The organism is Streptomyces anulatus, from assembly GCF_000721175.1.
GTDB lineage: Bacteria > Actinomycetota > Actinomycetes > Streptomycetales > Streptomycetaceae > Streptomyces > Streptomyces anulatus_C.
Genome location: NZ_JOEZ01000039.1, coordinates 19,848 through 45,148, shown reverse-complemented (window position 1 = coordinate 45,148; position 25,301 = coordinate 19,848). Strand labels below are relative to the sequence as shown.

The window sequence follows — 25,301 nt, the reverse complement described above, 5'->3', positions numbered from 1 at the left end:
CGGAAGAAAGGTGTGCGCTCACGCGGGCCGCCGGCGGCGCAGCGGTGACAGCAGCCGGTCCAGCCCCACCAGCACCCCTTCCACCAGCAGGGCGAGACCGGCGACCAGGACGGCGCCCGCGAAGACCTGGGCGGTGTCGTAGGTGTTGAACCCGGCGGTGATGATCCGGCCGAGACCGCCGAGGCCGACCATCGCGGCGATCGACGCGGTGGCCACGACCTGGACGGCGGCGGACCGCAGCCCGGTCATGATCATCGGGTGGGCGAGCGGCAGCTCGACCCGGACGAAGAGCTGCCCGCCCGACATCCCCATGCCGCGCGCGGCCTCCACCACGGCCCGGTCCACCTCCCGCATCCCGACGTAGGCGTTGGTCAGCAGCGGCGGCACCGCGAACAGCACCAGCGCGATGATCGTGGGCCAGTACCCCGAGTTGCGCAGGGGCGTGACCATGAACAGGGCCAGCACCGCGAAGACCGGCACGGCACGACCCACGTTGGAGATGTTGACCGCGAGCGTGCCCCCCTTGCCGATGTGCCCCAGATACAGGGCGAGCGGCAGGGCTGTCGCGCAGGCCACCGCGAGGGCGACCCCGCTCACGTACAGATGCTCGCCGAGCCGGTGCGCGGCCCCGCCGTCCCCCGACCAGTTGGCCCCGGTGGTCAGCCAGGTCCAGGCACCGCCGATGACTCCCACGGGTCAGCCCGCCTCCACCTTCGCCACGGCGGGGGGTCCCGCGTCCGTCTTCGCCACGGCGGCCCGGCCCGCCCCGGATATCCGGGTCCAGGGCGTCAGCAGCCGCTGGACGCCGAGCAGCAACAGGTCGGCCGCCACCGCGAGCAGCACGCACAGCACCGAGGCGGTGAGCACCTGGGCCTTGAAGAAGCTGGGCAGCGCGTCCTCGATGAGATTGCCGAGGCCTCCCTTGCCGACGAGCGAGCCGACCGTGGTCAGCGCGACCGTCGACACGGTGGCCATCCGCAGCCCCGCCATCACCGCGGGCAGGGCCAGCGGGAGCTCCACCTCCCACAGCAGCCGCGCCGGCCCGTATCCCATGCCGCGGGCTGCCTCCCTGGCCTCCTGCGGCACCGCTTCGAGCCCGGCCAGGATGTTGCGTACGAGGATGGTCAGCGAATAGAGCACCAGGCCCGTGACGACCAGCGCGGCCGACAGCCCGAACAGGGGCAGCAGCAGCGAGAACATCGCCAGCGAGGGCACGGTGTAGAGCACGGTCGTCAGCCCGAGCACCGGTCCGGCGAACCGCCGGCCCCTGCGGGCGAGCAGCGCCAGCGGAAGGGCCACCGCGAGCCCGATCAGCACCGAGACCACCGTGATCCCGATGTGCTGCACGGTCGCATCGGTCAACTCCTGGCTGCGGGAGCGGAGATACTCCCCGCAGATCCAGTCGTTCGTCACCAGGCAGCTCTGCTCGGCCATCCGCCCCTCACCTCCTGCTCTCCCTCGTCGCCCGGGATCACGCGCCCGGATCTCCCCCGGATCGCCCCGGATCGAACTGATGACTGGCGAGCCTATCCCCGACCACTGACAATCGCGGAGGCTGTCGCATTCCGGCAAGATGCCCTTCACGCAACGCCCTCCACAATGGGGAACCATGATCCGTTTCGAGCACGTCACCAAGCGGTACGCCGACGGCACCATCGCCGTCGACGACCTTTCCTTCGAGGTCGCCGAGGGTGAACTGGTCACGCTCGTCGGGCCTTCGGGTTGTGGCAAGACGACCACCATGAAGATGGTGAACCGGCTGATCGAACCGACCGAGGGCGGGATATTCCTCGGCGGGGACGACATATCCACCATCGATCCCGTCCAACTGCGCCGCCGAATCGGCTATGTGATCCAGCAGGTGGGACTCTTCCCGCACAAGACCGTGCTGGAGAACACCGCGACCGTTCCCCATCTGCTGGGCTGGGGGCGCGGAAAGGGACGCGAGCGCGCCGCGGAACTCCTCGACCTCGTCGGACTCGACCCTTCCGTTCATGGCGACCGCTATCCGGAACAGCTTTCCGGCGGGCAGCGCCAACGCGTGGGTGTGGCCCGCGCATTGGCCGCCGATCCGCCCGTTCTCCTGATGGACGAGCCTTTCGGGGCGGTCGACCCGGTCGTCCGCGAACGCCTCCAGAACGAATTCCTGAAACTCCAGGCCCAGGTCCGTAAGACCGTGCTGTTCGTCACGCACGACATCGAGGAGGCCGTCCGCCTCGGCGACCGGATCGCCGTCTACGGACAGGGCCGCATCGAGCAGTTCGACTCCCCCGCCACTGTGCTCGGAGCCCCCGCGACCCCGTACGTGGCCGACTTCGTCGGCGCGGACCGCGGGCTCAAGCGGCTCTCGGTGACGCCCATCGAGGAGAGCGACCTCGACCAGCCGCCGGTCGTCCACCTCGACGACCCGCTGGCCACCGCCACCGAACGGCTCAGGTCCGAGGGCGCGCGCTGGGCGGTCGTCCTGGACGGCCGGGACAACCTCCACGGCTGGATCCCCGCCGACGCCACCGGCGACGCGACGGCCAGGAGCACCGTCCGCGAACACGCCCGCCGGATGGAGGCCTGGCTCCCGCTCGGCGCACCCCTCAAGCAGGCCTTCGCCACCATGCTCCAGCACGACGCGGGCTGGATCGCGGTCATCGACGAGGAGAGCGAGGGCCGTTTCCTCGGTGTACTGACCCCCGCCCGGCTGCACGAGGCCCTGCGCCGCTCCATCGACGCGGACGCCCAGGACGTACCGCGCGCCGAGGTCGCGGTGGAGACGGTGGCGACGGTCGCCACCACCGCGAAAACGCGGTCCCGGTTCAGTTCTCGCTGAGCCGGGACCCGGCCGCCCGGCACGTCCGGGTGCTGGGTGCCGATCCGCGCCACGTGCCGCGAGCCCGACCCGTTCCCCGCATGGTCGGTGACCACGCCGAGTTCCTGCTGCCGGCCGAAGAGGTCGGCCCAGGAACCGTAGAAGAGGAAGGCGTTGTCGGCCGCCGGACCCACCGCGGCGAACAGCGTCAGCTGGGTCGCCGGCAGCAGCCCGGCCCGGCCCGACACCGCGGCGGAGCCGGGCCGGGCCAGGCGCGGCCAGAACCGGACCGTGGCGGCGAACAGCGCGACGGCCAGCACCGCCACGACGGCGAGCACTGCTGTGCTGGTGAGACCTATGAGTGAGCTTTCTCTGCGATTCCGTACAACGGCCGGGAGCAGGAAATTTCCGGAATGTGGGTGAACCCTCGCTCCACAACCCACGTCCTAGAGGGCGCACATCGTCCGTGGGGCTCCGGCCGGCGGACTCAACGAATCTCTCGCGAAGCCACGGGAAGCGATGTCTGTCACGCCAGATGGGGATAAATCGGTGTCGGTTCCGCAGAGCGTCCGCCGGTTGTTCCACGGGCCGCGCCCCGAATCCGTACCGGCGATCGTCGGTACCGCCTGCACCGTCGTCGGGCTGATCGACATCGCCGCCGGGGTCTTCCCCCGCTTCCGCCACAGCCGGATGCACACCGTCGCCGAAGTGCTCCCCGGCGCCCTCGGTCCGTTCGCCGCCGCGCTCTCGCTGAGCGCGGGCATGCTCCTGCTGCTGCTCGCGCACGGACTGAAGCGGCGCAAGCGGCGGGCCTGGCGGGCGGCGGTGGCCCTGCTGCCCGCGGGGGCCGTGGCCCAGTTCGCGTACCGCCACTCGATCGTCGGGGTGCTCGTCTCCCTCACCCTCTGCTGGCTGCTGCTGCGCCACCGGGACCAGTTCCGGGCGCTCCCCGACCCGCACAGCCGCTGGCGCGCCCTCGCCAACTTCGTCCTGCTCGGGGCCGGTTCGCTGGGGCTCGGGCTGATCATCGTCAGCGTCCACCCCGGCCGGGTCGTCGGCTACCCGTCCATCGCCGACCGTCTCCAGCACGTGCTGTACGGCCTGTTCGGCGTCGAGGGGCCCGTCGACTACGCCGGGCGGACCAGCTGGACGGTCGCCTACTCGCTGGGCGCGCTCGGCCTGCTGACCGCCGTCACCACCATCTACCTCGCCTTCCGCCCCGAGCACCCGGCCGCCCGGCTCACCGAGGACGACGAGAGCCGGCTGCGGGCCCTGCTGGAGCGGCACGGCGGCCGGGACTCGCTCGGCCACTTCGCGCTCCGCCGCGACAAGGGCGTCGTCTTCTCCCCCAGCGGCAAGGCGGCCGTCTGCTACCGGGTCGTCTCCGGGGTGATGCTGGCCGGCGGCGACCCCATCGGCGACGTGGAAGCCTGGCCGGGCGCGATCGAGCGCTTCATGGACGAGGCTCAGGCGCACTCCTGGACCCCCGCCGTGATGGGCTGCAGCGAGACCGGCGGCCAGGTCTGGACCCGCGAGACCGGCCTCACCGCCCTGGAACTGGGCGACGAGGCGGTGGTGGACGTGGCGGATTTCTCCCTCGCCGGGCGCGCCATGCGGAACGTGCGCCAGATGGTCAAGCGCATCGAACGGGGCGGCTACGAGACCCGGGTCCGGCGGGCACGTGACATCGGCGACACCGAACTGGACCGGATCCGCCGGGCCGCTGCCGACTGGCGCGGCACCGACACCGAACGCGGCTTCTCCATGGCGCTGGGCCGGATCGGCGACCCGGCCGACGGCGACTGCGTGATCGCCACCGCCCACCTGCCCGGCTCCGGTACGGAGGGCTCCCCGCACGGCGACCTGAAGGCGGTCCTCCACTTCGTCCCCTGGGGGCGTGACGGAATGTCCCTGGAGCTGATGCGCCGCGACCGCTCGGCCGACCCCGGCATGAACGAGCTGCTGATCGTCGCCGCACTCCAGGCCGCCGGGAAGCTCGGCGTCGCCCGGGTCTCGCTGAACTTCGCGATGTTCCGCTCCGCGCTGGCCCGCGGCGAGCGGCTCGGCGCGGGACCGGTGCTGCGCTGCTGGCGCGGGCTGCTGATCTTCCTCTCGCGCTGGTTCCAGATCGAGTCGCTGTACAAGTTCAACGTCCAGTATCGGGGCGACCCTCCGCCTTGCGATCGCACGCACCAGACGCCGCCGAGCCCGCCCTCCGGGCGGACGGCGCTACTTTCGAAACACGCCCTAGTCTGGTCGTATGAGTACGTCACGCACGCGGGGCACGGTCCGAGGACTGCCGGAGTGGGACCGCTGTGCGGTCATGGGGGTCGTCAACGTCACGCCCGACTCCTTCTCCGACGGCGGCCGCTGGTTCGACACCACCGCCGCGGTCAAGCACGGTCTGCACCTGGTGTCCGAGGGCGCGGACCTGGTGGACGTGGGCGGTGAGTCGACCCGTCCCGGCGCCAGCCGGGTGGACGAGGCCGAGGAGCTGCGCCGGGTCGTCCCGGTCGTGCGGGGGCTGGCCTCCGAGGGCGTCACCGTCTCCGTGGACACCATGCGCGCCCGCGTCGCCGAGCAGGCCGTCGCCGCCGGGGCCGTCCTGGTCAACGACGTCAGCGGTGGCCTCGCCGACCCGGACATGGTCCCGGCCGTCGCCGCCGCCGAGGTCCCGTTCGTCGTGATGCACTGGCGCGGTTTCAGCGAGTCGATGAACAGCCGCGCGGTGTACGAGGACGTGGTCGCCGAGGTCCTCGACGAGCTGCGGCAGCGGATGGACGCGGTGATCGCGGGCGGAGTCGCCCCGGAGCGCGTCGTGATCGACCCCGGCCTCGGCTTCGCGAAGGACGCCGCCCACGACCTGTCGCTCGTCGCGCACCTGGCCGACCTGCACACACTGGGCCGCCCGCTGCTGGTGGCCGCCTCCCGCAAACGCTTCCTCGGACACGTCCTGGCCGGTCCGGGCTCGGCCCCGCCGCCCCCCGCCCGCGAACGCGACGCGGCGACCGCGGCCGTCTCCGCGCTGGCCTCGGCGGCCGGCGCCTGGGCGGTCCGGGTCCACGAGGTACGGGCCACCGCCGACGCGGTCCGCGTCGCCCGCGCGGTCGAGGGAGCCGCGTGAACGAGGAACACGCACAGGCCGCCGCCGACATCGCCGAGGTCGAGGCGGCCAACACCGCCTACTACGAGGCGCTGGAACGCGGCGACCACGACGCGCTCTCCGGCAGCTGGCTGCCGGGCGAGGACCTCACCGTCTCCTGCGTCCACCCCGGCTGGCCGGTGCTCACGGGCCGGGGCGAGGTGCTGCGCAGTTACGCCCTGATCATGGCGAACACCGAGTACATCCAGTTCTTCCTGACCGACGTCGACGTCTCGATGACCGGCGACACCGCGCTGGTCACCTGCACCGAGAACATCCTCAGCGGCGGCCCGGCCGAGGAGGGCAACGCCCTGGGCCCGCTCGTGGGCCAGCTCGTCGTCGCCACGAACGTGTTCAAGCGCACCGCCGACGGCTGGAAGCTCTGGTCCCACCACGGGTCACCCGTCCTGACGGAATCCGACGAGGACGACGACGAGGAAACGCCCTCCTGAGGGGGAAACACACTCCCGAGTGGGTACGGGACCGACAAGGATTGGAACCGACGGCCACCGGGTATGGGCGGCTATCAGCCAGGTGAGGCGCTGTCCGTGGCCCCCACGGGCGGGCACTGTCGGTGCTCGCAGGTAGATTCGAAACAAGGCACCTCGCCGCCCGCACGCGGCCGGGTGCCTCTCGACCAACGACAGCAGGAGTGATTCGCGTGGATCGTGTCGCGCTGCGCGGCCTCAAGGCCCGTGGGCACCACGGTGTCTTCCCCCGGGAGCGGGAAGAGGGCCAGACCTTCATCGTCGACCTGGTGCTCGGCCTCGACACCCGCCCCGCGGCAGCCACCGACGACCTGGCCCGCACCGTGCACTACGGCGTGGTGGCCGAGGAGGTCGTCGACGTGGTGACCGGTGAACCGGTCGATCTGATCGAGACGCTCGCCGAGCGCATCGCCCAGCAGTGCCTGAAGCACGAAGGCGTCCAGGAGGTCGAGGTGGTGGTGCACAAGCCGGACGCGCCGATCACCGTTCCCTTCGACGACGTGACCATCACCATCACCCGGAGCCGAGCATGACTGCATTTTCCACCGAAGGGCAGAGCGACCCGACGGTACAGCCGGTCCCGACCGCCGTCGTCCGGCAGGTGGACGCCGCGGACGTCACGCTCTCCAACCCCAAGATGGCCGTGATCTCCCTCGGCTCCAACCTGGGCAACCGCCTGGAGACCCTCCAGGGGGCCGTCGACGCCCTGGAGGACACCCCGGGCCTCCGGGTCAAGGCCGTCTCCCCGGTGTACGAGACGGAGCCCTGGGGCGTCGAGGCGAACTCCCAGCCCTCGTACTTCAACGCGGTCATCCTCGTGAAGACGACGCTGCCCCCCGCCTCCCTGCTGGAGCGCGGTCAGGCCGTCGAGGAGGCCTTCGACCGGGTCCGCGAGGAGCGCTGGGGCCCGCGCACCATCGACGTCGACATCGTGGCGTACGCCGACGTCATCTCCGACGACCCGGTGCTCACGCTCCCCCACCCGCGCGCCCACGAGCGGGCCTTCGTCCTCGCCCCCTGGCACGACGTGGACCCCGAGGCCCAGCTGCCCGGCGCCGGGCCGGTGGCCCAGCTCCTCGCCGAGGTCGGCCGCGAGAGCGTGCTGCCCCGCGCCGACCTGGAACTGCGCCTGCCTGAGTAATCGTTAGGCTCGACGGACGGCGGTCCGGCACACGGCCGGACCGGGCACAGGCGGCGCGAAGGGCGGCTCACTCGGTGAAGCAACTACGGCTCGGGGTACTGGCGGGCCTCTTCGCCGCCGCCGGCGTCCTCTCCTGGGGCGGAGCCCGCCTCTGGGACTCCCTCGGCACCCTGCCGAGCGTCCCGCTGGCCGCGTCGATCGTGCTCGCCGCGATCGCGGCGATCCTCCTGGCGACCGCCCTCTCCACCCGTGCCCGCCTCCGCGCCCAGCGCGAACGCCGCCCCGGCGCCAAGGGCGTGGAGCCCCTGTTCGCAGCCCGCGCGGTCGTCTTCGGCCAGGCGAGCGCCCTGGTGGCCGCCCTGGTCGCCGGAATGTACGGCGGCACCGGCGTCTTCCTCCTGAGCTACCTCGACATCCCGCCCCGCCGCGACCAGGCCATCTACGCGGGCGCGGCGGTGGTCGCCGGCATCGCGGTCATCGCGGCCGCCCTCTTCCTGGAGCGCGTCTGCCGCCTCCCCGAGGACGGCAACGACCACGACGGCACGGGGGCGGCGGCCGCGTAGAGCGTGCCGGGTGGCCTTCGACCGGAAAACGGACGCGGTACGGTGCGTACGGTTCCCAGGCGCCGAGAGGTCCTCGTAGCGGAGCTACCAGGGCATCTCGGCAACGCCCGGAAGCGTGCGTGCCAGGGCGTGGCCGCCCGGTCAGAGGTCACCCGACAGGCTCTCAGAGCGGTCGCCGCCCCCGTAGCGCGCGTCTCGGGGCGTCAGCGCGCCATGATGAGGCTCATCGCCTCGGCGCGGGTGGCGGGGTCGCGGAGCTGGCCGCGCACCGCGGAGGTCAGGGTCTTCGCGCCCGGCTTGCGGATCCCGCGCATCGACATGCACATGTGCTCGCACTCGACGACGACGACGACTCCGCGCGGCTCCAGGATCGACATGAGGGACTCGGCGATCTGGGTCGTCAGCCGCTCCTGTACCTGCGGACGCCGGGCATAGACGTCCACGAGCCGGGCCAGCTTGGACAGGCCGGTGATCTTGCCGGTGGAGGCCGGAATGTAGCCGACGTGGGCGACGCCCCTGAACGGCACCAGGTGATGTTCACATGTACTGAACACCTCAATGTCCTTGACCAGCACCATCTCGTCGTGGCCCAGGTCGAACGTGGTCGTCAGGACGTCCTCGGGCTGCTGGTACAGGCCCGCGAATATCTCCTTGTACGCCCGTGCCACCCGCCCGGGCGTCTCCCGCAGGCCCTCGCGGTCCGGGTCCTCCCCGACGGCGATCAGCAGTTCGCGTACGGCCGCCTCGGCCCGCTTCTCGTCGAATTCGCCGATCGAACCCTGGCCGTCCAGCGTCACCGGGTCGGTCATCTGTGCCTCGTTCCTCTGTGCTGTCCCGTGCGCGGGTTCGCGCTCAGACCTCGCAGGCATACCGAAAAGCCGCGCCCCCACAGGCTAAAACCTGGGGGGCGCGGCATCCATTCCGGGACCGGGTCGGCCCCCGTGACGGGGGTCTCATCGGAACACGCCCTAGCTCTCGGGACGCTCCTCGGGGATCGCCTCGGTGGACGGGGCGATGTCCTTCGTCAGGTCCGTCGGGGCGATCTCCGGCGGGGTGGCCGAACCGTTGGCGACCGAAGCGCCGTTGGTGAGGGCCAGCTCCTTGGGAGAGAGCACCGGGGGCCGCGTCGACGGGGTGCGTCGGGCGGATCCGGTCCATGCCGGGCGAGCGGGGCGCCGGACGAGGGGGGCGAAGATCTCCGCGATCTCGTCCTTGCCCAGCGTCTCCTTCTCCAGGAGTTCGAGCACCAGGGCGTCGAGGATGTCGCGGTTCTCGACGAGGATCTCCCACGCGTCGTTGTGGGCGGTCTCGATGAGCTTCTTGACCTCCTCGTCGACCAGTGCCGCGACCTCTTCCGAGTAATCGCGCTGGTGGCCCATCTCGCGGCCCAGGAAGGGCTCCGAGTTGTCGCCGCCGAACTTGATCGCGCCGAGCCGCTCCGTCATGCCGTACTGCGTGACCATCGCGCGGGCCGTTGCCGTGGCCTTCTCGATGTCGTTCGCAGCGCCGGTGGTCGGGTCGTGGAAGACCAGCTCCTCGGCCGCACGCCCGCCCAGCATGTACGCCAGCTGGTCGAGCATCTCGTTGCGGGTCGTGGAGTACTTGTCCTCCTCAGGGAGCACCATCGTGTAACCGAGGGCGCGGCCGCGGGAGAGGATCGTGATCTTGTGGACCGGGTCCGACTGGGGGGAGGCCGCCGCGACCAGGGCGTGTCCGCCCTCGTGGTACGCGGTGATCTTCTTTTCCTTCTCGGACATGATCCGGGTCCGCTTCTGCGGGCCCGCCACGACGCGGTCGATGGCCTCGTCGAGGCTCTCGTTGTCGATGAGCTTCTTGTTGCTGCGCGCCGTCAGGAGCGCGGCCTCGTTGAGCACGTTCGACAGGTCGGCACCGGTGAAGCCGGGCGTGCGTCGGGCGACGGCGCCGAGGTCGACGCCCTCCGCCACGGGCTTGCCCTTCTGGTGCACCTTGAGGATCTCCAGCCGGCCCTGCATGTCCGGGCGGTCGACCGCGATCTGCCGGTCGAAGCGTCCCGGGCGCAGCAGCGCCGGGTCGAGGATGTCCGGGCGGTTCGTGGCGGCGATCAGAATGACGCCGCCCTTCACGTCGAACCCGTCCATCTCCACCAGCAGCTGGTTGAGCGTCTGCTCGCGCTCGTCGTGACCGCCGCCCATGCCGGCGCCGCGGTGGCGGCCGACGGCGTCGATCTCGTCGACGAAGACGATCGCCGGGGCGTTCGCCTTGGCCTGCTCGAAGAGGTCGCGCACCCGGGAGGCGCCGACGCCGACGAACATCTCGACGAAGTCGGAACCGGAGATCGAGTAGAACGGCACGCCCGCTTCGCCGGCGACGGCGCGTGCGAGCAGCGTCTTGCCCGTACCGGGCGGCCCGTAGAGCAGGACGCCCTTGGGGATCTTGGCGCCGACGGCCTGGAACTTCGCCGGCTCCTGGAGGAACTCCTTGATCTCGTGGAGCTCCTCGACCGCCTCGTCGGATCCCGCCACATCGGAGAAGGTCGTCTTGGGGGTGTCCTTGGTGATCAGCTTGGCCTTGGACTTGCCGAACTGCATGACCTTGGAACCGCCGCCCTGCATCTGATTCATCAGAAACAGGAAGACGACCACGATGAGGACGAAGGGCAGCAGCGAGAGGAGGATCGAGACGAACGGGGACTGCTTCGACGGCGAGACGGTGTAACCCTTCTCGATGTCACCCGCCTCGAACTTCTGCTGCAGCGTGTCGGCGAGCTCGACGCCCTGGTTGCCGATGTAGCTCGCCTGGAACTTGCTGCCGGACTCGCCTTCGAGCTTCTGGCCGTCCTTCAGTTCGATCTTGAGGATTTGTTCGTCACCGGTGGTCAGCTTGGCCTGCTCCACCTGGTCCTTGCTGATCGCCTGGATCACCTTGCCGGTGTCCACCGTCTTGTGGCCGCCCGACGAGCCGACGACCTGCATCAACACGACCACGGCGAGGACGGCCAGCACGATCCACATGACCGGCCCACGGAAGTATCGCTTCACGTCCATCCATACGGAGCGAAGACGCCCCGTCCCTCCTGCCCGTAGGTAAATGCTGCTGTTTGAAAAGACTGTTCTTCGGACGGTACCCCAGCATCGTCACCCGCGACTGCGGGGTACGGCGGAGAAACCTGCTTTCGAAGCTCCAACGGCCCGAGGGCAGTGAGGGTTCCCCAGCGGGTCGGCCGGGGTCAGCCGCCGTAGACGTGCGGGGCTAGCGTGCCGACGAAGGGCAGGTTGCGGTACTTCTCCGCGTAGTCCAGCCCGTAGCCGACGACGAACTCGTTGGGGATGTCGAAACCGATCCATTTGACGTCGATCGCGACCTTTGCGGCATCCGGCTTGCGCAGCAGGGTGCAGACCTCGAGCGAGGCCGGCTCCCGGGAGCCCAGGTTGGACAGCAGCCAGGACAGCGTCAGCCCGGAGTCGATGATGTCCTCGACGATCAGGACGTGCTTGCCCTTGATGTCGGTGTCGAGGTCCTTGAGGATCCGCACGACGCCGGAGGACTGGGTGCCCGCTCCGTATGAGGAGACGGCCATCCAGTCCATCGTGACGGGGGTGGACAGCGCGCGGGCCAGGTCCGCCATGACCATCACCGCGCCCTTGAGGACGCCGACGAGGAGCAGGTCCTTGCCCGCGTACTCCGCGTCGATCTTCGCGGCCAGCTCGACGAGCTTCGCGTCGATCTCTTCCTTGGTGAGGAGCACCGACTGAAGGTCGGTACCCATGTCCTTCTCGTTCACCCACGTCTCTTTCTCTGCCTGCCGGCCCGGGAAAGCGCCCCGGGCCGGGCCGGCTGTTCGCCTGCACTTCAGCCGCTCGCGCGTCAGCTCTGCCGAATGACCAGTCTGCCACCCTGCCGCATCGCCTCGACGCGGCCGGGCAGGTTGATGGCCCGCTGGCCGCGCCAGCCGGTGATCAGGCGGTCGACTTCTTCGAGGTGCCGGGCGAAGAGGGAGCCGGCGGGGGCCCCGGCCTCGATCAGTGCGCGGCGCAGCACCCGGCGGCGTACCGCGGGCGGCAGGACGTTGAGCTTGGCGCACTCCAGGCGGCCGCTGTCGTCGCGTACGGACAGCTCGGCCTCGGCGGCCCAGGTGTCCAGGGCGTCGGCGTCGTCGCGGGAGAGCCGGGCGGTGCGGGCGAGGGCTTCGACGACGCCTTTGCCGAGCGCCTTCTCCAGGGCGGGCAGGCCTTCGTGGCGGAGCCGGGAGCGGGTGTAGGCGGGGTCGATGTTGTGCGGGTCGTCCCAGACGGGCAGGGACTGGACCAGGCAGGCCTTGCGGGCGGTCTGCCGGTCGAGCTGGAGGAAGGGGCGGCGGTAGCGGCCGGCCGGTCCGGAGGCGGCGGCCATGCCGGAGAGCGAGCGGATGCCGGAGCCGCGGGCGAGGCCGAGGAGGACGGTCTCGGCCTGGTCGTCGCGGGTGTGGCCGAGCAGGACGGCGGCGGCGCCGTGGCGTTCGGCGGCGGCGTCCAGCGCGGCGTAGCGGGCGTCGCGGGCGGCGGCTTCGGGGCCGCCCTCGCGTCCGACGTGCACGGCGACGGCCTCGACGGGGTCGAGGTCCATGGCGGTGAGCCGGGTGACGACCTCGGCGGCGCGGAGTGCGGATCCCGGCTGGAGGTTGTGGTCGACGGTGATGCCGCCGGCCCGGACGGCGAGTTTGCGGGCCTCGAACGCGAGCGCGGAGGCGAGCGCCATGGAGTCGGCGCCGCCGGAGCAGGCGACGAGCACGAGCGGGGTGTCGGGCCGTTCGGGGAGCGCTGTGCGGGGGCTGCCCGCGGCGCCGGCCTCGGCGTAGCGGGAGCGGGCGGCGTGCGCGGGGCGCCTGGCCGCTTCGGCGGACCGGTCGTGGTCGGCGTGCCGGTGGAATTCGGTGAGTACGTCGTGGAGTACGCGGCGGACCGCCAGGCGTATCGCCGCGACCGCAGGATGGGGACCCATGTCCGGTGCCCTTCGTGGAGTTCGGGAGGAGCGTCGAGCGCCGGAACGCGTGAGTCCCGTCACTCAGAGTGCGTCGATGGTGACAGAGGCAAGCTGTTCATCGAGCATTGCACGCCTTCCCATGCCCCTATGGTCCCTCGGATGGGTGATTGAAGGGCCAATTCGGGTCCGCAGCCGGCCTGACGGTCAGGAGTCGGCCTTACGGTGCACCCGCGCGACCCAGTCGGCGGGCTTGGCGATCTCGGCCTTGGTCGGGAGGGTGTTCGGTGAGGTCCAGACGCGGTTGAAGCCGTCCATGCCGACCTCTTCGACGACCGACCGTACGAACTTCTCACCGTCCTTGTACTGCCGGAGCTTGGCGTCCAGGCCGAGGAGCTTGCGCAGGGCCTGGTCGAGGCGGCCGGCGCCCTGGGCCCGGCGCTGCTGGAACTTCTCCCGGATCTCGGCGACGGAGCCGACGACCTCGGGGCCCACGCCGTCCATCACGAAGTCGGCGTGGCCCTCCAGGAGGGACATGACGGCGGTGAGGCGGCCGAGCACCTCGCGCTGGGCGGGGGTCTGGATGATGTCGACGAGGCCGCGGCCACCGTCCTCGCCCTGTTCGCCCTCGGGGCGTCCGGCGCCGGACAGGGACTGGGCGGCCTCGCGGAGCCGCTCCAGGAAGGTCATCGGGTCGACGTCGGTCTCTTCGAGGAAGGTCTGGATCTCGCCCTGGAGGTGGTCGCGGAGCCAGGGCACGCCGGTGAACTGGGTGCGGTGGGTCTCCTCGTGGAGGGCGACCCAGAGCCGGAAGTCGTGCGGGTCGACGTCCAGCTCGCGTTCGACGTGGACGATGTTCGGGGCGACGAGGAGCAGTCGGCCGCCGCCGTTCGCGGAGGCGGGCAGGTCGCGGGTGGCCGGGGCGAAGGTCTCGTACTGGCCGAGCACCCGGGAGGCGAGGAACGAGAGCAGCATGCCCAGCTCGACACCGGTGACCTTGCCGCCGACCGCGCCGAGGACGGCGCCGCCGGGTCCGCCGGAGCGACGGCTCTCCATCTTGGCGAGCAGGGGGCGCAGCAGTTCGCGGAAGCCGGCGACGTTGGCCCTGATCCAGCCGGCCCGGTCGACGACGAGGACGGGGGTGTCCTCGGGTTCGGTCCCCTCGGGGATCATCCGGGTGAAGAGCCGGACGTGTTCCTCCGAGGCCTTGGCGTGCCGCCGGAGCTCCGCGACGACGGCGCGGGCCTCCTCGCGGCTGATGTCGGGCCCGGGCCGTACGAGCCGGGTCGCGGTCGCCACCGCGAGATTCCAGTCGACCATCTCGGCACCACCGATGCTCGTCATGCGTCAACCGTACGTGAGCCCGTCGCCCGGTGGTGGGGTGTTGGGCCGCTCTTCGGGTGCACGCCCCTTCAGCCGCCGGTTCCGGCGAGTGCGGTGGCCAGGGCGTCGAGGGCGGGTTCGGCCTCGGTCGCGGAGAGGCTGCCGGAGGCGAGGAAGGCGAAGGCGAGCAGGCGGCCCTGTGGATCGACGACGGTTCCGGCCAGGGAGTTGACGCCGCGCAGGGTGCCGGTCTTGGCGCGGATCAGGCCGGTGCCTTCGGAGCCTTCCTCGTAGCGGCCGTCGAGGGTGCCGCTGAAGCCGGCGATCGGGAGGCCGGTGAGGACGGTGCGCAGTCCGGGGCGGTCGGGGTCGGCGGCGCGGGCGAGGAGTGCGGTGAGGAGTGCGGGGGTGACCCGGTCCTCCCGGTCCAGGCCGCTGCCGTCGGCGAGGTGGGCCCCGGCCACCGGGATCTCGAGCTTCCTCAGTTCGTTGGTGACGGCGCGGCGGGCTCCGGCGAAGTCGGCGCTCTCGCCCTTGGCGATGGCGGTCTGCCGGGCGAGGGCCTCGGCGATGTCGTTGTCGCTGTTGGTGAGGGTGCGTTCGACGAGGGCGGAGAGCGGGGCGGAGCGGTGGGTGGCGACGGTGCGGGCCTTCTCGCCCGCGCGGGCCTCGCGGGGCTCGCCGGTGACCTTGACGCCGGCCTTCCTCAGCTGGGCGGCGAAGGCGCGGGCGGCGTCGCCCGCGGGGTCGTCGGTGCGCTTGGCGGGGCCGCGGTCCGTGTCGTCGAGCCGGCCCTCGTCGACCATCAGCGCGGTGACGGGCGCGATGTTCTCGTTGGGGCTGATCGGGTGGAGCACGGGGCCGGTGTAGCGGGAGGTGTCGTACGCGAGCCGTACGGACGTCCTGTCCTCCTCCCGCAGGGCCTCGGCGGCCTCGGCGGCCATCGAGCGCAGGGCCGCCGCGCTGAGCGTGGGGTCGCCGCCGCCGACGAGGGTGAGGGTGCGGGAGTCGGGGGAGAGCGCGGCGGTGGTGGCGATGCGGTGGTCGGGGCCCAGGACGGAGAGTGCGGCGGTGGTGGTGGCGATCTTGATGGTGGAGGCCGGTGTCATCGGGGTGGTGTCGCCGCGTCCGTACAGCTGCTTGCCGGTGGCGGTGTCGATGACGGACGCGGCGACCTCGGTGCCGAGTGCGGGCACGCCGATGAGCGGGGCGAGGGTGTCGCGGAGTGCGGCGCGGTCCTGGGGGGCGTCGTGGGTGGTGGTGCCGAGGGCGGGCAGGACCGACGGGGCGCTGGGGGCCGGGCGGGGGCCCTCAGGCGTCGGGCGGCCGTGATGTGTGCCACCTGTGCGGTCCGAGGTGACTGCGAGTGCCCGCTCGGCCTTACGCTGACCGTTGTCCCAGGGGCCGGCGGCGAGGACGGCGCCGGCGGCGACGACCAGGCCGAGCGTGGCGGAGCCTGCGATGACCTGCCAGGTGTACGACCCGTTGTGTCTGTTCTTCAGGACCTTCAGCCTGCCCCCTGGGTCCGACGGACGCATCGACGGTCTTTCCACCGGCTCGGCCACCGTTGACCAGCCCCTTTCGCGAGCACTCTTCTGCGTGGGGGACACTTAATCACCAGTCGTATGTGTTGATCATGGAGGAGCCACCCGTGGAGTTCGACGTCACCATCGAGATCCCGAAGGGTTCGCGGAACAAGTACGAGGTGGACCACGAGACCGGTCGGATCCGCCTGGACCGTCGACTCTTCACCTCGACCAGCTACCCGGCCGACTACGGCTTCGTCGAGAACACCCTCGGCGAGGACGGCGACCCGCTGGACGCCCTGGTCATTCTGGACGAGCCGACCTTCCCCGGTTGCCTCATCAAGTGCCGTGCCATCGGCATGTTCCGGATGACCGACGAGGCGGGCGGCGACGACAAGCTGCTCTGCGTCCCGGCGTCCGACCCGCGGGTGGAGCACCTGCGTGACATCCACCACGTCTCGGAGTTCGACCGCCTGGAGATCCAGCACTTCTTCGAGGTCTACAAGGACCTGGAGCCGGGCAAGTCCGTCGAGGGCGCCGACTGGGTCGGCCGTACCGAGGCGGAGGCCGAGATCGAGGCCTCGTACAAGCGCCTCGAGGCGCAGGGCGGCGCGCACTGACGTCCCTCTTCCGGTTCCGTTTGTGAGCCGGACGGCCGTCCCGGAACGGGCGGTGCACCTCACGGGTGTGCCGCCCGTTTCGCTGTCCGCACCTCTGCGCGTGCGGGGCCCATGCCGGTGTCCATACTGGGCAGACGTGCGGTGGGAGACACCCCGTTGATGTGCGGTCGAGGAGGAACGAGGTCGAGTGGTGGCGGAATCGGGCGGTCCTGAGGACCAGAAGCCCCAGTCCGACGAGGCGCGGAGCGCTTTCGCTCCGCCCACGGGGACGAGTCAGCCGGCGTCGCCGCCCGAGGAGGACCATCCGACGTCGGAGTTCGCGCTGCCGACGGGGGTGCACCAGGAACCGAGCGGTCCGGCCGCGTCGGGCGGCGGTTCCGGAGGCGGTACGAACTCCGACACGCTGAGTTCCGCTTTCACGCCGCCGAGCACGTACAAGGCGCAGCAGTCGCCGCCCGCGTTCACCCCGGCGCAGGGCATTCCGATGGTCAGGCTGACCAAGGAGGCTCCCTGGCAGGACCGGATGCGCACGATGCTGCGGATGCCGGTGACCGAGCGTCCGGCCGCGGAGTCCATCCAGCGCACCGACGACGAGACGGGCCCCGCGGTGCCGCGCGTGCTCGACCTGACGCTGCGTATCGGGGAGCTGCTGCTGGCGGGTGGTGAGGGCGCCGAGGACGTCGAGGCGGCGATGTTCGCGGTGACCCGCTCGTACGGTCTCGACCGCAGTGAGCCGACGGTCACGTTCACACTGCTGTCCATCTCGCACCAGCCGTCGCTGGTCGACGACCCGGTGACGGCGAGCCGTACGGTACGCCGCCGGGGCACCGACTACACCCGACTGGCGGCCGTGTTCCGGCTGGTCGACGACATCACGAGCACGGACACCGAGGTCTCGCTGGAAGAGGCCTACCGGCGGCTCGCGGAGATCCGCCGTAATCGCCACCCGTACCCGGGCTGGGTGCTGACGGCGGCCGCCGGGCTGCTGGCCGGTTCGGCCTCGGTGCTGGTCGGCGGCGGGGTGCTGGTGTTCATCGTGGCGGCGGCGGGCGCGATGCTCGGCGACCGTCTCGCGTGGCTGTGCGCCGGGCGCGGGCTGCCGGAGTTCTACCAGTTCACGGTGGCCGCGATGCCGCCCGCCGCGATGGGCGTCGCGCTGACGCTGACGCATTCGACGGACATCCGCCCGTCCGCGGTGATCACCGGTGGGCTGTTCGCGCTGCTGCCGGGGCGGGCGCTGGTGGCGGGGGTGCAGGACGGGCTGACCGGTTACTACATCACCGCATCGGCCCGGCTCCTGGAGGTCATGTACTTCTTCATCGGGATCGTCGCGGGCGTGCTGATCATCCTGTACCTGGGCGTGCAGTTGGGGGCCCAGCTCAATCCCGAGGCCAAGTTCATCGCCAACGACCGGCCGGTGATCCAGATCCTGGTGTCGATGACGCTGAGCCTGGCCTTCGCGGTGCTGCTCCAGCAGGAGCGCTCCACGGTGCTGGCGGTCACCCTCAACGGCGGCGTGGCCTGGATCATCTTCGGGGCGATGGCCCGGACCGGGGACATCTCGCCGGTCGCGGCGACGGCGGTGGCGGCCGGTCTGGTGGGCCTGTTCGGCCAGCTGTTCTCGCGCTACCGGTTCACCTCCTCGCTGCCGTACATCACGGCGGCGATCGGGCCGCTGCTGCCGGGTTCGGCGACGTACTTCGGTCTGCTGGGCGTGGCCCAGAACGACGTGACCCGGGGGCTGACCTCGCTGTCGACGGCGGTCGCCACGGCGCTGGCCATCGCGATCGGGGTGAACCTGGGGAGTGAGATCTCGCGGCTGTTCATGGGGGTGCCGGGCGCGGTCGGCGGGGCGAGCCGCCGGGCGGCGAAGCGGACCCGGGGGTTCTGAGCCGACGAGGCGTCACGTACGTCGCGCCGTAGACACCGAAGCGCCCCTCCCCGCAGGTCCGGGGGAGGGGCGCTTCGGTGTGTACGTACGCGGGGTCAGCGCTTGGCGTGGCGGCCGCGCTGGCCGGAGGAGGGGCCGTTGCCGCCCGCCGGGGGGCGGCCGGAGCCGTCGCCGTCGCCCAGTGCCTCGGCCGCGGCGGCCTTCTTGTTCTGACTGCGGGCCCGCAGCACCTCGATCACGATCGGCACCACGGAGATGAGCACGATCAGGATGAGGATCATCTCGATGTGCTCGTGCACGAAGTCGATCTTGCCGAGCATCGCGCCGAGCACGGTGACGCCGACGCCCCAGAGGATCGCGCCGACGATGTTGTACGTGATGAAGGAGCGGTAGTTCATCCGGCTGACGCCCGCGATGATCGGCGTGAAGGTGCGCACGATGGGCACGAAGCGCGCCAGGACCAGGGACTTCGGGCCGTGCTTCTCGAAGAACGCGTGGGCCTTCTCCACGTTCTCCTGCTTGAAGAGGCGGGAGTCGGGCCGCTTGAAGAGGGCCGGGCCGACCTTGCGGCCGAAGAGATAGCCCACCTGATCGCCGACGATCGCGGCGACGGCGACCAGCGTGCAGACCAGCCAGAGCGGGTACTTCAGCTGTCCCGTCGTCACCAGCAGCCCGGTGGTGAACAGCAGCGAGTCACCGGGCAGGAAGAACCCGATCAGGAGACCGGACTCGGCGAAGACGATGAGGAGGAGGCCGGGGAGTCCGAACGTGTTGAGCAGATAGTCCGGGTCCAGCCAGCTCGGTCCGAGCGCAAGCGTATTCAAGGGTCCGGGCTCCAGGATGATGTGTGCGATGGCGGCGCTGTGGCTACCCCAAGCTATCAACGCCCGATGAACCCACGAGGTTCCAGTGGCGCACCATGGGAATGCACATCCTGGAAAGCGGCCCGAAGCTGGTCACAGGAGGTGCCACAAACATGGACATCGAGGAATTCGGCGGCGGCCAGGCGGCCCAGGCGGACGTGCTGGTCGTCACCACGAACGACGTACCCGGCTATCAGGTGACCCAGGTCATCGGCGAGGTCTTCGGCCTGACCGTCCGGTCGCGTCACCTGGGCAGTCAGATCGGCGCCGGGCTGAAGTCGATGATCGGCGGGGAACTGAAAGGGCTGACCAAGACGCTGGTCGAGACCCGCAACCAGGCGATGGAGCGGCTCGTGGAGCAGGCGCGGGCCCGGGGCGCCAACGCGGTCCTGATGATGCGCTTCGACGTCACCGAGGCGGCGGACGTCGGGACGGAGGTCTGCGCGTACGGGACGGCGGCGGTGATCAGCAAGGTGTGACGCGGGCGCAGGCCGGGCGCAGGAGGCGGATCAGGTGCCGCCTCCGCGCTGCCGCTGTTGTGTTCGGCAGCCCTGCCCGCCTGGCTGCTGGTCACCGGGCGGGCCCGGACGCCACTGGACGGGGACGGCACGTCGCCGCGGTGAGCGGGCGGCGTACGCGGTCACCGAGAAGGCCCCGTCCGGCGCGCCGGACCCGCCCAACCTCCGTATTGTCTGGTTTGCGCATATTCGCACCGCTCCGCGCCCATGGAACGCTTCTGCACCGAAACTGCTTCGACGGAGGTCCCCCGCATGCCCACGCCCGTCAACGTCGCCGTCATCTACTACTCCTCCACCGGCACCGTCGCCACGATCGCGAAGGCCATCGCCGATGACGCGGAGCGGGCCGGGGCGCAGGTGCGGCTGCGCCGGGCGGCGGAGCTCGCCCCGCAGGCGGCCATCGACTCCAACCCGGCGTGGGCTCAGAACGTGGCGAAGACCGCGGACATCCCCGAGGTGTCGCCGGACGACATGGCGTGGGCGGACGCGGTGATCTTCGGTTCGCCGACCCGGTACGGGAACGTCACCGCCCAGCTGAAGCAGTTCATCGACACGCTCGGCGGCATGTGGCAGGCGGGTCAGCTCGCCGACAAGGTCTACAGCGGCTTCACCTCCAGCTCCACCGCCCACGGCGGCCAGGAGTCCACGCTGCTCGCGCTCTACAACACGATCCACCACTTCGGCGGGATCCTCGTCGCCCCCGGGTACACCGACCCGACGAAGTTCGTCGACGGCAACCCGTACGGCACCTCCCACGTCGCCGGGCAGGGCGACATCCCGGTCGGCGAGCAGACGCTGACCGCCGCACGGGTGCAGGCCGAGCGGGTCGTGAAGTTCACCCGGGCGATCAAGGCGGGCCTGGCTGCGGAGAGCTGACCCCGTACACCGACCGCGTCGGCCGAGAGAAGGGCTCCCCTCATGCCGCTCCACCGCGGTGCCCGCCCGGAACGGGACGAACCCCCCGAGGAGCGGCGCAGGCTCGCGCTGAACCCGTTCTTCGGCGAGGCGGACCCGACGGCCGCGATGAACACCGCGCCGCCCCGGCACCGGCTGCCCGACGGGCCGCTGCCGCCGCGGACGGCGTACCGGCTGGTCCACGACGAGCTGATGCTCGACGGCAACTCCCGGCTCAACCTGGCCACGTTCGTCACCACCTGGATGGAGCCGCAGGCCGGCGTCCTGATGGGCGAGTGCCGGGACAAGAACATGATCGACAAGGATGAGTACCCGCGCACCGCCGAGCTGGAGCGGCGCTGTGTGGCGATGCTCGCCGACCTGTGGAACGCGCCGGTTCCGGCGGCGGCCGTGGGGTGTTCGACCACCGGGTCGAGCGAGGCGTGCATGCTCGCGGGGCTCGCCCTGAAGCGGCGCTGGGCGAAGCGGAACGCGGACCGCTATCCGGCGACGGCCCGGCCCAATCTGGTGATGGGCGTCAACGTGCAGGTCTGCTGGGACAAGTTCTGCAACTTCTGGGAGGTGGAGGCCCGGCAGGTGCCGATGGAGGGCGAGCGCTTCCATCTCGACCCGCAGGCCGCCGTCGAGCTCTGCGACGAGAACACCATCGGGGTCGTCGGTATCCTCGGCTCCACCTTCGACGGGTCCTACGAGCCGGTCGCGGAGCTCTGCGCGGCCCTGGACGCCCTCCAGGAGCGCACCGGCCTCGACATCCCGGTGCATGTCGACGGGGCGTCCGGCGCGATGGTGGCGCCCTTCCTCGACCCGGACCTGGTCTGGGACTTCCGGCTGCCGAGGGTGGCGTCGATCAACACCTCGGGGCACAAGTACGGCCTCGTCTACCCGGGGGTCGGCTGGGCGCTGTGGCGTACGGCGGACGAGCTGCCGGAGGAGCTGGTCTTCCGGGTCAACTACCTGGGCGGCGACATGCCGACGTTCGCGCTGAACTTCTCCCGGCCCGGGGCGCAGGTGGTCGCGCAGTACTACACCTTCCTGCGCCTCGGGCACGACGGCTACCGGGCGGTCCAGCAGGCCTCCCGGGACGTGGCCCGCGGACTGGCCCGCGCGGTCGAGGAGTTGGGCGACTTCCGGCTGCTCACCCGGGGCGACGAGCTGCCGGTTTTCGCCTTCACGACGGACTCCGACGTCCACGCGTACGACGTGTTCGACGTGTCGCGCCGGCTTCGGGAGCACGGCTGGCTGGTGCCCTCCTACACCTTCCCCGCCAACCGGCAGGACCTGTCGGTGCTGCGGGTGGTGTGCCGCAACGGGTTCTCCTCCGACCTGGCCGAGCTGCTGGTCGGGGACCTGAAACTGCTGCTGCCCGAACTTCGGGCGCAGAGGCATCCGTTGAGCCACGACCGCGCGGTCACGACCGGGTTCCACCACTAGTCGAAAGTCCCGCCTGCTCGACGACGCCTGGCACGCACGCTCGCCGAGCAGGCGGGACTTTCGAAACACGCCCCAGGTGTACCGACCTGTGAGGCCTCTACCGGCTGAGGCGCGCGAACTTGCCCACCGCCAGCGGGAAGAACACCGCGATGATGGCCACCGGCCAGAGCACCGCGAGGAGTTGGGCGTGTTCGGCGGCCCAGGAGCCGGTCGCACCACCCGGGTTGCCGAACAACTCCCGTACGGCGGTGGCCGTCGCCGACATGGGGTTCCACTCGACCGACGCGCCCAGCCAGCCCGGCATCGACCCGGGGGTGGCGAACACGTTGGAGAGGAAGCCGACCGGCCAGACCAGGATCTGGACCGCCGAGACCATCTCCGGCCGCCCCGCCACCATGGCGAGCAGGATGCCGACCCAGAGCATCGCGAACCGCAGCAGGAGCAGCAGCCCCATCGCCCCCAGCGCGGCGGCGGCCCCGTTGTGCCAGCGCCAGCCGACCGCGTACCCGACCCCGGCCATCACCGCGAGCGCGGCCGTCGACTGGAGCATGTCCGCGGTGCTGCGGCCGACCAGGACGGCCCCCGGGACCATCGGCATCGAGCGGAAGCGGTCGATGACGCCCTTGCCGAGGTCCTGGGTGACCGCGAGCATCGTGCTCTCCAGGCCGAAGGCCATGGTCAGCGCGAGCATCCCGGGGACCAGGAACTCTGTGGGGTCGCCGTCCACGCCCCGGCCGCCGCCGACCAGATACGTGAACATCAGCAGCAACATCACCGGGAAGACCAGGCCGACGAGCACCTGGACGGGCTGCCGGGCCCAGTGCGCCAGTTCGCGGCGGGTCATCGTCCAGGAGTCGGCCAGCGCCCAGCCGATCCGTGATGAGGCCCCCGCCCCGTCGGGTCCGGGGCCGCCGCGCCCGCCGCCGCTCCGCCCGGGTACCGCCGTCGTCGTCGCGCTCATGCCGCCACCTCCGCCGTGTCCGCCTTCTGTTCGGTCCGTTCGCCGGCGGGCTGCCCGGTGAGGGACAGGAACACCTCGTCCAGGGTCGGGCGGCGCACCGCGATGTCCTCCGCCTCGATGCCCGCGTCCTCCAGCGCCCGCACCGTCCGGGCCAGGGCGGCCATCCGGTCCGGGGCGGGCGCGCCGATCCGCCGCCGGTCGGCGTCCACCACCAGGTCCGGGCCGCCGAGCAGGGCGGCCGCCTCCGCCAGCCGGGACGCGTCGCGCAGGACGATGTCGATCCGGTCGCCGCCGACGAGGGCCTTCAGCTCGTCGGGGGCGCCCTCGGCGACTGCCCGGCCGCCGTCGATCAGGGAGATCCGGTCGGCCAGCTGGTCCGCCTCGTCCAGGTACTGCGTGGTCAGCAGCACCGTGGTGCCGCCGCCGACCAGGGACCTCACCGCGTCCCACACCTCGGTCCGGCCGCGCGGGTCGAGGCCGGTCGTCGGCTCGTCCAGGAACAGCACGTCCGGATCGGTGATCAGCGACGCCGCCAGGTCGAGCCGCCTGCGCATGCCGCCGCTGTACTGCTTGACGGCCTTGCGCCCGGTGTCCGCGAGGCCGAACCGCTCCAGCAACTCGTCCGCCCGGCTGCCCGCCCGGCGTGCGCCCAGGTGGTACAGCCGCCCGAACATCTCCAGGTTCTGCCGCCCGCCGAGCTGCTCGTCCACCGCCGCGTGCTGCCCGAGCAGCCCGATCCTGCGCCGCACCTCGCCCGCCCGCTCACGGACGTCGAGGCCCGCCACGGTCACCCGGCCCGCGTCGTGGCGCAGCAGCGTCGACATGATCCGTACGGCGGTGGTCTTGCCCGCCCCGTTGGGGCCGAGCACTCCGTGCACCGTGCCGCCGCAGACGGCCAGGTCCAGTCCGTCCAGGGCGCGCTTCTCCCCGTACCGCTTGTGCACGCCGTCCATGACGATCGCTTCGGTCACGGTTCCCGCCACCTTCCACCTTCGTAGTCAAACTTGACTAGCAGGTCGAAGGTAAACCCTGGTCCGGCATTCGTCAAACTTGATTAGTCGTGGTCCCCGGGGTCGGGCACACCGGTGGCGTACGGGTTCTCCTCGTCGTCGGCGAGCACCCCGACGAACGGGTCGCCCTCGCCCGCGAAGACGTACGCGCCGCCCTCGATGCGGGCGATCAGGCCCCGGGTCCACTCCGCGCCGGCGTCGGCCGAGTGCACCCACAGGTTCATGATCTCGCCGATGTGACCGAGGGATTCGGGGCCTTCCTCGGGCGTGTAGTACTCGGTGACCGAGTTCCGCCACTCCCGCATGCCCTCGATCCGCTCCTTGAGCAGCGCGACCGCCTCCTCGCGGGGCAGGTCGACGATGAACCCGATCGCCGCCGAGAGGACGTCGATGTTCTGGTCGTAGGAGCGGATGGCGTCACGCAGCAGGGTGCGGTACTCCGCGAGCCCCGCGTCCGTGACCTCGTACTCGGTGCGCGGGGGGCCGCCGGCCGTGGAGGGGGCCGTCTCGTGCGCGAGGAGCAGTCCCTGCTTCGCCATCTGCTTCAGGGCGTGGTAGATCGACCCGGGCTTGGCGTTGGACCACTCGTGCGCGCCCCAGTACTCCAGGTCGTTGCGGACCTGATAGCCGTGTGCGCGGCCGTGCATACGCACGGCGCCGAGGACGAGCAGCCGGATCGCGGACATGACACCCATCTTTCCTATTCAACTTTGACTAGGGTAGCCCGCCCGCTTGCGTCCGGCCGGTCGGTGTGCCCTGCGGGCTTCCGGCACGTACCGCCGGGGGCCGGCGATGCCGCGACGACCCGACGACGGGGCCGTCCTCCCCGCACACCGGGCGAGTTCGATGACGGGCGGCACGGTCGCGACCTCGACGAGTCCGTGGACCGCAACGAACCGGAGCATCGGGGCCGTGACCGCCCGAGGGGAGGACCAGGGGCAGAGCGAGGAGGGAGAGCGCGCGGACGGCAGCCGGACCGGACCGGTGCGCGCCGCCCGCAGGAGCACCTTCAGCGTGCGCGCCGCGGTCCCGGGGCGGCCTGGGGACGAACTCCGTCGCCCCGTACGGCTTCACGCCCGCGTCGGCCGGGTGGTCGCGCTGCGGCAGGAACACCGGGGCGGCGACCGCCGGCGCCACGAGCGCCAGGGGTCGGGGAGCTGATGCGGACGTG

At 71.2% G+C, this 25,301-nt stretch carries 24 protein-coding genes and 2 pseudogenes; 13 read left to right on the top strand and 13 right to left on the bottom strand.

Going from position 1 to position 25,301, the window contains the following annotated elements; genetic code table 11:
- Positions 1-18 precede the first annotated feature (18 nt).
- Both IG90_RS0133265 and IG90_RS0133260 read right to left on the bottom strand, forming a co-directional pair.
- Complete coding sequence (locus tag IG90_RS0133265; protein WP_030593174.1) at positions 19-693, bottom strand: ABC transporter permease; 675 nt, start codon at positions 691-693, stop codon at positions 19-21.
- Positions 694-696: 3 nt separating this feature from the next.
- Positions 697-1,434: an ABC transporter permease gene (locus IG90_RS0133260; RefSeq protein WP_030593170.1), complete on the bottom strand. Its 738-nt coding sequence runs from the start codon at positions 1,432-1,434 to the stop codon at positions 697-699.
- Positions 1,435-1,609: 175 nt separating this feature from the next.
- Between IG90_RS0133260 and IG90_RS0133255 the strand changes: the two genes are divergently transcribed.
- Complete coding sequence (locus IG90_RS0133255) at positions 1,610-2,821, top strand: betaine/proline/choline family ABC transporter ATP-binding protein (protein ID WP_030593167.1); 1,212 nt, start codon at positions 1,610-1,612, stop codon at positions 2,819-2,821.
- On the opposite strand, the pseudogene IG90_RS46380 reads toward IG90_RS0133255, so the two are convergent.
- Positions 2,821-3,159 (bottom strand): annotated as a pseudogene (locus IG90_RS46380) (esterase); the annotation flags it as partial. The gene IG90_RS0133255 and the pseudogene IG90_RS46380 overlap by 1 nt on opposite strands.
- A 160-nt stretch (positions 3,160-3,319) precedes the next feature.
- Here IG90_RS46380 and IG90_RS0133250 point away from each other — a divergent pair.
- From IG90_RS0133250 to IG90_RS0133225, 6 genes and pseudogenes are all read left to right on the top strand, one after another.
- Positions 3,320-4,963 (top strand): annotated as a pseudogene (locus IG90_RS0133250) (phosphatidylglycerol lysyltransferase domain-containing protein); the annotation flags it as partial.
- Positions 4,964-5,060: 97 nt separating this feature from the next.
- Positions 5,061-5,924: a dihydropteroate synthase gene (folP, locus tag IG90_RS0133245; RefSeq protein ID WP_164493846.1), complete on the top strand. Its 864-nt coding sequence runs from the start codon at positions 5,061-5,063 to the stop codon at positions 5,922-5,924.
- Entirely contained in the window at positions 5,921-6,394 is a 474-nt protein-coding gene (locus IG90_RS0133240; RefSeq protein ID WP_030593157.1) for a nuclear transport factor 2 family protein, read from the top strand. The genes folP and IG90_RS0133240 overlap by 4 nt, the downstream gene beginning before the upstream one ends.
- 209 nt (positions 6,395-6,603) lie before the next feature.
- A complete protein-coding gene (gene folB / locus IG90_RS0133235; RefSeq protein ID WP_003968268.1) occupies positions 6,604-6,963 on the top strand; it encodes a dihydroneopterin aldolase in 360 nt (119 codons plus the stop codon).
- Positions 6,960-7,571, top strand: coding sequence for a 2-amino-4-hydroxy-6-hydroxymethyldihydropteridine diphosphokinase (gene folK, locus IG90_RS0133230; protein WP_030593154.1), 612 nt, complete (start codon positions 6,960-6,962; stop codon positions 7,569-7,571). Before folB ends, folK begins: the two co-directional genes overlap by 4 nt.
- Before the next feature lie 74 nt (positions 7,572-7,645).
- Positions 7,646-8,134, top strand: a complete 489-nt coding sequence (locus tag IG90_RS0133225) for a DUF3180 domain-containing protein (protein WP_030593151.1) — start codon at positions 7,646-7,648, stop codon at positions 8,132-8,134.
- 203 nt (positions 8,135-8,337) lie between these two features.
- On the opposite strand, the gene folE is transcribed toward IG90_RS0133225, so the two are convergent.
- The 6 genes from folE to dacB form a co-directional block, all read right to left on the bottom strand.
- Positions 8,338-8,943, bottom strand: coding sequence for a GTP cyclohydrolase I FolE (folE, locus tag IG90_RS0133220; protein ID WP_030593148.1), 606 nt, complete (start codon positions 8,941-8,943; stop codon positions 8,338-8,340).
- A gap of 159 nt (positions 8,944-9,102) precedes the next feature.
- On the bottom strand, positions 9,103-11,160 hold the full coding sequence (gene ftsH / locus IG90_RS0133215; RefSeq protein WP_030593145.1) for an ATP-dependent zinc metalloprotease FtsH: 2,058 nt from the start codon (positions 11,158-11,160) through the stop codon (positions 9,103-9,105).
- 182 nt (positions 11,161-11,342) lie between these two features.
- The gene (gene hpt, locus IG90_RS0133210) at positions 11,343-11,882 is read right to left on the bottom strand and encodes a hypoxanthine phosphoribosyltransferase (protein ID WP_030593143.1); all 540 of its coding nucleotides are present in this window, start codon (positions 11,880-11,882) and stop codon (positions 11,343-11,345) included.
- Positions 11,883-11,980: 98 nt separating this feature from the next.
- On the bottom strand, positions 11,981-13,093 hold the full coding sequence (gene tilS / locus IG90_RS0133205; RefSeq protein WP_030593141.1) for a tRNA lysidine(34) synthetase TilS: 1,113 nt from the start codon (positions 13,091-13,093) through the stop codon (positions 11,981-11,983).
- Positions 13,094-13,279: 186 nt separating this feature from the next.
- Positions 13,280-14,416, bottom strand: coding sequence for a zinc-dependent metalloprotease (locus IG90_RS0133200; protein WP_030593139.1), 1,137 nt, complete (start codon positions 14,414-14,416; stop codon positions 13,280-13,282).
- 68 nt (positions 14,417-14,484) lie between these two features.
- Entirely contained in the window at positions 14,485-15,933 is a 1,449-nt protein-coding gene (gene dacB / locus IG90_RS0133195; protein ID WP_033894882.1) for a D-alanyl-D-alanine carboxypeptidase/D-alanyl-D-alanine endopeptidase, read from the bottom strand.
- Between the two features lie 113 nt (positions 15,934-16,046).
- Between dacB and IG90_RS0133190 the strand changes: the two genes are divergently transcribed.
- Both IG90_RS0133190 and IG90_RS0133185 read left to right on the top strand, forming a co-directional pair.
- Positions 16,047-16,541 carry an inorganic diphosphatase gene (locus IG90_RS0133190; RefSeq protein WP_018959738.1) on the top strand — a complete coding sequence of 165 codons (495 nt, stop codon included), beginning with the start codon at positions 16,047-16,049 and terminating at the stop codon, positions 16,539-16,541.
- A gap of 187 nt (positions 16,542-16,728) precedes the next feature.
- A complete protein-coding gene (locus IG90_RS0133185) occupies positions 16,729-18,432 on the top strand; it encodes a threonine/serine exporter family protein (protein WP_030593132.1) in 1,704 nt (567 codons plus the stop codon).
- Between the two features lie 95 nt (positions 18,433-18,527).
- Here the strand turns inward: IG90_RS0133185 and IG90_RS0133180 are convergent, their stop codons facing one another.
- Positions 18,528-19,256, bottom strand: coding sequence for a DedA family protein (locus tag IG90_RS0133180; protein WP_030593129.1), 729 nt, complete (start codon positions 19,254-19,256; stop codon positions 18,528-18,530).
- A 152-nt stretch (positions 19,257-19,408) separates the two neighbouring features.
- On the opposite strand from IG90_RS0133180, the gene IG90_RS0133175 reads away from it, so the two are divergent.
- From IG90_RS0133175 to gad, 3 genes are all read left to right on the top strand, one after another.
- Positions 19,409-19,774 (top strand): YbjQ family protein, encoded by a 366-nt coding sequence (locus IG90_RS0133175; RefSeq protein ID WP_030593126.1) that lies wholly within the window; start codon positions 19,409-19,411, stop codon positions 19,772-19,774.
- Between the two features lie 291 nt (positions 19,775-20,065).
- Positions 20,066-20,689 (top strand): NAD(P)H:quinone oxidoreductase, encoded by a 624-nt coding sequence (wrbA, locus tag IG90_RS0133170; RefSeq protein ID WP_030593124.1) that lies wholly within the window; start codon positions 20,066-20,068, stop codon positions 20,687-20,689.
- 42 nt (positions 20,690-20,731) lie between these two features.
- Complete coding sequence (gad, locus tag IG90_RS0133165; RefSeq protein WP_030593121.1) at positions 20,732-22,159, top strand: glutamate decarboxylase; 1,428 nt, start codon at positions 20,732-20,734, stop codon at positions 22,157-22,159.
- 97 nt (positions 22,160-22,256) lie between these two features.
- On the opposite strand, the gene IG90_RS0133160 is transcribed toward gad, so the two are convergent.
- The 3 genes from IG90_RS0133160 to IG90_RS0133150 form a co-directional block, all read right to left on the bottom strand.
- A complete protein-coding gene (locus IG90_RS0133160; protein WP_030593118.1) occupies positions 22,257-23,120 on the bottom strand; it encodes an ABC transporter permease in 864 nt (287 codons plus the stop codon).
- Positions 23,117-24,091 (bottom strand): daunorubicin resistance protein DrrA family ABC transporter ATP-binding protein, encoded by a 975-nt coding sequence (locus tag IG90_RS0133155; protein WP_030593115.1) that lies wholly within the window; start codon positions 24,089-24,091, stop codon positions 23,117-23,119. The genes IG90_RS0133160 and IG90_RS0133155 overlap by 4 nt, the downstream gene beginning before the upstream one ends.
- Before the next feature lie 83 nt (positions 24,092-24,174).
- Positions 24,175-24,816 carry a PadR family transcriptional regulator gene (locus tag IG90_RS0133150; protein ID WP_030593114.1) on the bottom strand — a complete coding sequence of 214 codons (642 nt, stop codon included), beginning with the start codon at positions 24,814-24,816 and terminating at the stop codon, positions 24,175-24,177.
- Positions 24,817-25,042: 226 nt separating this feature from the next.
- Here IG90_RS0133150 and IG90_RS47200 point away from each other — a divergent pair, with 226 nt between their 5' ends.
- A complete protein-coding gene (locus IG90_RS47200) occupies positions 25,043-25,291 on the top strand; it encodes a hypothetical protein (RefSeq protein WP_157846376.1) in 249 nt (82 codons plus the stop codon).
- The last annotated feature ends 10 nt before the right edge of the window (positions 25,292-25,301 follow it).

Coding starts and splice junctions, on each gene's coding strand:
- IG90_RS0133160 (WP_030593118.1), bottom strand. CDS start 23,120: ATGAGCGCGACGACGACGGCGGTACCCGGGCGGAGCGGCGGCGGGCGC.
- IG90_RS0133255 (WP_030593167.1), top strand. CDS start 1,610: ATGATCCGTTTCGAGCACGTCACCAAGCGGTACGCCGACGGCACCATC.
- IG90_RS0133175 (WP_030593126.1), top strand. CDS start 19,409: ATGGACATCGAGGAATTCGGCGGCGGCCAGGCGGCCCAGGCGGACGTG.
- folE (WP_030593148.1), bottom strand. CDS start 8,943: ATGACCGACCCGGTGACGCTGGACGGCCAGGGTTCGATCGGCGAATTC.
- folP (WP_164493846.1), top strand. CDS start 5,061: ATGAGTACGTCACGCACGCGGGGCACGGTCCGAGGACTGCCGGAGTGG.
- ftsH (WP_030593145.1), bottom strand. CDS start 11,160: ATGGACGTGAAGCGATACTTCCGTGGGCCGGTCATGTGGATCGTGCTG.
- wrbA (WP_030593124.1), top strand. CDS start 20,066: ATGCCCACGCCCGTCAACGTCGCCGTCATCTACTACTCCTCCACCGGC.
- IG90_RS0133150 (WP_030593114.1), bottom strand. CDS start 24,816: ATGTCCGCGATCCGGCTGCTCGTCCTCGGCGCCGTGCGTATGCACGGC.
- gad (WP_030593121.1), top strand. CDS start 20,732: ATGCCGCTCCACCGCGGTGCCCGCCCGGAACGGGACGAACCCCCCGAG.
- IG90_RS0133260 (WP_030593170.1), bottom strand. CDS start 1,434: ATGGCCGAGCAGAGCTGCCTGGTGACGAACGACTGGATCTGCGGGGAG.
- tilS (WP_030593141.1), bottom strand. CDS start 13,093: ATGGGTCCCCATCCTGCGGTCGCGGCGATACGCCTGGCGGTCCGCCGC.
- IG90_RS0133200 (WP_030593139.1), bottom strand. CDS start 14,416: ATGACGAGCATCGGTGGTGCCGAGATGGTCGACTGGAATCTCGCGGTG.
- hpt (WP_030593143.1), bottom strand. CDS start 11,882: ATGGGTACCGACCTTCAGTCGGTGCTCCTCACCAAGGAAGAGATCGAC.
- dacB (WP_033894882.1), bottom strand. CDS start 15,933: ATGCGTCCGTCGGACCCAGGGGGCAGGCTGAAGGTCCTGAAGAACAGA.
- folK (WP_030593154.1), top strand. CDS start 6,960: ATGACTGCATTTTCCACCGAAGGGCAGAGCGACCCGACGGTACAGCCG.